This window comes from Companilactobacillus crustorum JCM 15951 (genome assembly GCF_001434585.1).
Taxonomy (GTDB): domain Bacteria; phylum Bacillota; class Bacilli; order Lactobacillales; family Lactobacillaceae; genus Companilactobacillus; species Companilactobacillus crustorum.
Genome location: NZ_AZDB01000060.1, coordinates 1 through 6,199, shown reverse-complemented (window position 1 = coordinate 6,199; position 6,199 = coordinate 1). Strand labels below are relative to the sequence as shown.

At 40.5% G+C, this 6,199-nt stretch carries 5 protein-coding genes and 1 pseudogene; all 6 read right to left on the bottom strand.

The window, feature by feature from the left end:
* Nucleotides 1–181: WxL protein peptidoglycan domain-containing protein (locus FD26_RS11485; protein WP_420888499.1), on the bottom strand; the 181-nt coding region annotated here is incomplete at its 3' end.
* Nucleotides 182–586: 405 nt separating this feature from the next.
* Nucleotides 587–2,941, bottom strand: coding sequence for a DUF262 domain-containing protein (locus tag FD26_RS10370; protein ID WP_057868352.1), 2,355 nt, complete (start codon nt 2,939–2,941; stop codon nt 587–589).
* Nucleotides 2,942–2,972: 31 nt separating this feature from the next.
* Nucleotides 2,973–3,248: a hypothetical protein gene (locus FD26_RS10365; RefSeq protein WP_057868351.1), complete on the bottom strand. Its 276-nt coding sequence runs from the start codon at nt 3,246–3,248 to the stop codon at nt 2,973–2,975.
* 142 nt (nt 3,249–3,390) lie between these two features.
* Nucleotides 3,391–4,704: an APC family permease gene (locus FD26_RS10360; protein WP_235525362.1), complete on the bottom strand. Its 1,314-nt coding sequence runs from the start codon at nt 4,702–4,704 to the stop codon at nt 3,391–3,393.
* A 12-nt stretch (nt 4,705–4,716) separates the two neighbouring features.
* Nucleotides 4,717–5,430: a gamma-glutamyl-gamma-aminobutyrate hydrolase family protein gene (locus FD26_RS10355; protein ID WP_057868350.1), complete on the bottom strand. Its 714-nt coding sequence runs from the start codon at nt 5,428–5,430 to the stop codon at nt 4,717–4,719.
* A gap of 287 nt (nt 5,431–5,717) precedes the next feature.
* A pseudogene (locus tag FD26_RS10350) lies at nt 5,718–6,101 on the bottom strand (HAD-IIB family hydrolase); the annotation flags it as partial.
* Nucleotides 6,102–6,199 lie beyond the last annotated feature (98 nt).

Genomic DNA, 6,199 nt, shown 5'->3' with positions numbered 1-6,199 from the left:
TATCCTTCAACACCATTTGACAAACTTCCCGATTTTTGAACTGAACGCCATCACCAGTGGTCCCAGCAGTTTCTTCTTGGTCGACAAGATAGAGGCCGCCAAGCAGCACACCGGTAAAGCCCTGTTCCGGAATCTTCAGATTAACCGTCACTCGCTTCGTCTGATTCCCAGCCAGTGTCACCACTTGGCTCGAGACAAGCACCTGAATGTCTGGTTCCTGGACACATTTCCGTCCGTTCGCGGGAACTGCTCAAGGCCAAAAACGGCATTTTTACAGGTGCTCTCCGTTTGCGGAAATATGTCCACATGCTATTTCTACCTATCATACGGCGGGCATGAGGGAGGCCATCGTCTCGACCTGCTCTCCTCTGCTCGATCAGTTTATGATCAAGGTCTCAACCCAGTATGCCGTTAACCTGGTCGGTATCTTGGTCGGTCAGCGATCAAGTCGTTTCTTCTTGAACCGGTTCCGACATGACTCCAATGTCCGGTTTTCTACCGTCGCAGATTCTCGGCTGGCATTCTGCTACTAGCTCCGCGACCCCTCAATCTGCAATCGTAAAAAGTATGGCCCTCGCTGAAAAGTTTAATCGGCGCTGTCGGTGTATCCGAAATGGTCTCTGACCTTCTGATGCGTCGTCTTATCATTAAGCATGTAGGCTACAAGCGGGACTGTCGTCATTCCCTTCTCCCAGTAGCCGTCATTAATATCCGTCACATATTTCTTCCATGCAACTCCGATAAATACTTCCTTGTTGGAATCAAGTTTCTCCTTGGATTCCTCGGATTCCCACGGCGCGTCTGCTACAGGAGTTGAAGTGCCGTCGACCATCACTTTGAAGTTCTTCATAGGCACAGCGGTTGATGTGCATTCGCCAATACCTACAAAGCCATATCCAGCGATATGGCAATAAACCGTATCTCCGACCTGAACGTTATAAATAGATTTCCCGCTGCCGCCAAGGTTCGCGGACAGGAATCCGTATTTCAGCGCGTCAGGCCAGCTTCTTTCTGCATAGCCGACTGTAAATTCACGGCCCTTCTCGTTCTTGAAGAAGCCCTTCTCATCGTCATCGGCCCATCCACCAGCGATTTCCTTAATAGCGTCCGGATTCCAGATGTCACTTGCCATTCTCAGATAGATCTCAGCCCGGTCTGCGATGCTTTGCTCACTGAAGTCAGGAATCGCACGAAAGCCGTACTCGTTAACGACCGTGAGGAATTTCGGATTGTTCGTGTAAGCTGTGACGTTCAACGCCTGAGCAAGGATGTTGTCTCCCATGTACTTCTGGACCTTCTCGGAGTATTTCATTGCCTGATAGCTTCTGTTTTTGTCTCGGGTGAGCAGGATCAGGTTTCCAATCTGATTCCTGGTGGATTCGAAATCCTCGTAGTCGGTGAAGCTGTCCTCGTAGTCTTCGTACTTGTCCGGAAGGATATGCTCAATATCGTAAGTGTTTCCCTGACGCTTGCGGTCAACGTACTCCTCGAAATGCGACGGATTGCCCATCAGCACATTCACGTAGGAAGTGAAGCGCGCGAGGATGTGAAGCATGTAACGTCCGGAGAACCGGTTCAGACTGAACCTGGTGATTCCCTCGACGGTCACGTCCATACGGTGGAGTGTACGGACATAGACCATGCCGATCGTCTTACAGTCCTCATTGCGGATATCCTGCATCAAATGAAACAGCAAATACTTATTCGTGTTCCAGTTAACCTTCTTGAAATTCAGGATTCGGATGGTGGCAAAGTCGTCCACGAACTTTGCGGTCATCTGTATTTTTTTCTTTACGATGTCGTCTGTGTCGTCATTTTTAATGGAAGCGATGGCAAGCATGGTCTGGTAGGTCAGGTCACGGTTTGCATTGTAGAAGACCTCTTCATATCCGGGCGTCAGCTTGCTGCCATAGCCTTTCATCAGAAGATAGATATCAGTGACACGTGTCATTTCAGTGAGAACAAATTCCTTGTAGTCCTTCGGCTTTACAAGGCCCATCGCCGTCCGGGCGTTGTTGCGTACCCAGGTATGGAACTTGTCGCCGAGAAGTTCGTAATCCTCATCTTTAGCGCCGCGCTTGGTATCTCGCATGGAATTGGCATATTTTGCGCGAAGCCAGATAGAGATGAATTCAATGTCCTGCGTATTCACCATGCCGCTCGTATCGTAAGAAGAGGCGTTCTTGATACGGTTGATGTTGTCCTGCCACTTTCGATTTACCTCAATGCGGTCAGCTTCTGCAACCTGCTGGATGATGTAAGCCTTCATCATCTCGGCGCTGTTCAGACTCAGTCCTCGGTCATTCATTGTCAGGAAAATCGTATGTGCTTCGTCGTCAGACGGTGTGTCGATCTCCAGAAGGAGGACCTTCTCTATCAGCCAGTTAATAAAGTAAGGAAGCGCTTCTCCCTTCAGCTCGTCAGGGAAGATGTCCTCTATGTCCTGATACCGGTCAAGCATATTCTGTGAGCTCTCATTCACTGGCACATAGGTCTCATCTTTTTGCAATAGAGCCTGCAGGCAAGTCTCGCGTTCAGCCACATCGATATTGAAGCTCTTCTTACTGAAAGCCTTTGAATAGATCATGTCATCCAGCGGGACAAGAAGATCCTCATCCTTGACAGTTTCTTTTTGCAGGTTGTTCAGATAGATGATGAGAAGTGTTAGCGAGGTCAGACGCTGCTGGCCATCGATGATTTTCTTTTCCGAGCCGCCAGTACAGATGATACATCCAATGTAATAAAAGCCATAGTTCATGACTTCTTCCGGCGTATCATGATCATCCGGATCATAAAATTCCTCAAATGTGCTCTGGAAGTCGGCGAGAATTTGCTCGATCTGCTTCTGCCCCCACCGGTATTCCCGCTGGAAATAATCGACGGTGTATTTGCGACCACTCAGAATTGTTTTGAGCGTGTCTGTTTTGTCAATTTTCTGCATTTATGCCTGCCCTCCTGATTCTCCTTCTGGCTCAAACATTTCTGGCATATTCAATAATGACGGATTTACAATTCAAGTGCAACAAATTAGTCAAATAGAAAAGACTCATAGCCCACAGAGCCATTTGTTTTTGTGCAACTTTTTTTCTTTCTTTTAAGGAAATATCTAAGTGCCCATTGATAATATCTGATTCTGTTACTTTAAATACTTTTGCTAAATATTCAGATCTGTTAACATGTGCAATTGGATTTTCAACAACTAATTTTAAGAGTGAGCGAAAATCATTATTGGTGATTGCTTCTAACATTTTATTATTTAGGTAGATTGTAAAATTAATCACTAATATTATTAGCTTGATTTTAATTTTAAACCAAAAATATTCTAAAAAGAAAAAGACCTATGTAATAATCACACAGATCTTCCTTGTATTTGAAATTATAATTTAATTATTAATCAAAATTTTTACGACTTAGAAAATAGAAGGGAACTGCAACTAATAGAGCTCCAAAGCCCCAAGCCAAGTTAACCAAGTTAGTTTGTGACAATAATAGAACTGAAACTGTTACCGCTACAACAGGTATTAACCAGCCAAAGGGAATTTTAAAATCTGATTTTCTATTTTTCATTGTTTTTCTAAAAACTAAAACCGCAATACAGCTGGGAATATATTGTGCAAATCTTGATACGGCACTGATTTGTGCCAAAGTATTAAATGTTCCAGATAAGGCAATTGCTAGACCCAAAAGAGCTGAAATAATAATGGCATGATATGGTACGCCAAAACGGTTCTTTTCAGCCAACATCTTGGGCATCATACCATGATTAGCCATGGCAACTCCTGAACGTGGCGTGATGAACGATGAAGATACACAGATACCTCCGATAGATAATAGGGTTCCGGCGGCAATTAAATATTTTCCAAAACCACCTGCAATTTTAGCAAAAGCATCTTGAACTGGTGTAACACTATTAGCAAGGGAACTACCTAATACACCAATGCAAACCGCTTGAATTAGGATATAAAAAGTTGCTACGGCCAAAATAATAATAATTAAAACATGCGGTAAATCCTTTTGTGGATTCTTCATTTCTCCAGCTGCAACAACAGCTCCTTCAACCCCAGTAAAAACATAAAACATTGTAATTGCAGCTAATGAAAACGAACTTGTATTAGCAACTGCAGCTGGAACAAAGGGAGTAAAGTTAGGTCCTTTGATAAACCAAATTCCAACAGCGATAAAAATAATTAATGGAACCAATTTAGAAACAGTAATAACATTATTAACAATTGATGCTACCTGAACCCCCACCAAGTTCATTGACATCAAGGATAAAGCTAATATTGTAACGATAATATCTTTAGCCATAATATTATTAAGTTGCGGAAAGACACCTGCCAAAGCAGTCGCGAAACCAACATAAAGTGTTCCTTCAGCGATAATTCTAATTGCCCAAGTAACAAAGCCAACCTCATAGCCGACAAAATTTCCAAACGCTGCTTTTGCATATACATAAGGGCCACCGGTTTCTTTAAATAAACTGGCATCTTCCGCAAAACATAAACCAATTGTCAAAATCAGTAGTGCGTCAAAACCTAAAACTAATAAACTAGCGGGACCAAATAGTTTCATTCCTTCATTAGGTAAAAGAAAGATTCCAGATCCAATAATCCCATTAATACCAAATAAAAGAATTGTCCAGAATCCCATTTTATGAGATTTTTTTATTGTTTGAACATGATGCATCGGAATTGCTTTTTTCATAACATTTACCCCCTAGATACGATCAATAAAATCCTTGAAAATTTGTAATTGTCGAGAATCGTACTGCCACATATTTTCCGGATGCCATTGAACTGCTTGAACACTAGCATCTTTATTTTCAATAGCTTCAATTACCCCGTCTGAAGCCGTGGCAACAATTTGTAATCCTTCAGGAACATCCTTAATGGCTTGATGATGTCTAGAGTTAACAAAAACATTGTCACCAATTGTTTTAAATAGTTTGGAATCATGGTTAACCGAAACAAAATGAGTTGGTTGATCTCCAGGAGCAGATTGATGATGTTTTAAAATTTTTCCAGGATATTGACTTGCAAGATCTTGATAAACATTTCCTCCTAGAGCAACATTTATAATTTGAGCTCCTCGACAAATTCCTAAAATAGGCACATGTTTAGCAACAACCGTTCGCACAAGTGCTATTTCAAAAAGATCTCGATTACGATTAGTAATCCCAAGTTCTGGAATAGGTTCTTCACCCATAAAAGTGGGATCAACATCAGGCCCACCAGTAAAAATAACTCCGTCTAATCTTTCCAAGAGCCCATTTATTTCCTCCTTAGGAAGATAAGGCAAGCTAATTGGAATTCCGCCAGCATTTAATACTCCATTGATTGCTGGTCTTGGTACAAAATCCATTAGTTTTTGATTAATGACAGATGTAGCGCCCAAAAATACATCTGCTGTTACTCCGATTACTTTGCTCATGAACCATTACCCCATTCCGAATTTTAATTGTAAAATTAACACTCTATATTTAATCTGTCAAATATTTCCTTAATAATATTAGACATTTACTAATTTTAATTCAATGATTAAGGCGTTACATTATGTACAATGATAGAATCTCTTTATTTCTAAGGATAATTCATTTTAATAATTATTTAATTTATCAAAAAAGACGCTCATTATTTACAAAAAGCAGAATTAATAATCTCTTTTTGTAAATAATTAACGTCTTTTCTAAGACTTTTATTAAAAATAATTTATTTAAACTACAAGACAAATTTCTCGATTGTTTTACCAACTCCGCTATGATTATTATCAGTAGTTACATACTCACTGCTCTTTTTTACATCTGGTAATGCATTGCCCATGGCTATTCCCTTTCCAGCAATCTTTAACATTGGAATATCATTATCACGATCACCCATGGCTATAGTTTCATCAATATTTAATTTTAATACTTTCGTTAAAGCTTTTAATGCCGCACCTTTATTAACATCCTTAGGAAATATTTCTAAGAAACCCACACCAGTTCTAACCACAAAATAATCTTTATCAAACTTTTGATGAACTATTTCGGAAATACCATCTATCTCCCTTTCATCACCATTAATGATTGCTTTCGTAATTTCAAAATCGTTTGGCAATTGATCTGGTTCTTTTAAATATAATCCATTATCATTTTCAAAAGCCTACATAATAGTATATTTATGCAAATGTTCATGGTAGATTGCAAATTTAATCCGAATTT

What these genes read in the sequence shown, in the direction of transcription:
- FD26_RS10365 (WP_057868351.1), bottom strand. Translation starts at nt 3,248, where the DNA reads ATGTTAGAAGCAATCACCAATAATGATTTTCGCTCACTCTTAAAATTA.
- FD26_RS10370 (WP_057868352.1), bottom strand. Translation starts at nt 2,941, where the DNA reads ATGCAGAAAATTGACAAAACAGACACGCTCAAAACAATTCTGAGTGGT.
- FD26_RS10360 (WP_235525362.1), bottom strand. Translation starts at nt 4,704, where the DNA reads ATGAAAAAAGCAATTCCGATGCATCATGTTCAAACAATAAAAAAATCT.
- FD26_RS10355 (WP_057868350.1), bottom strand. Translation starts at nt 5,430, where the DNA reads ATGAGCAAAGTAATCGGAGTAACAGCAGATGTATTTTTGGGCGCTACA.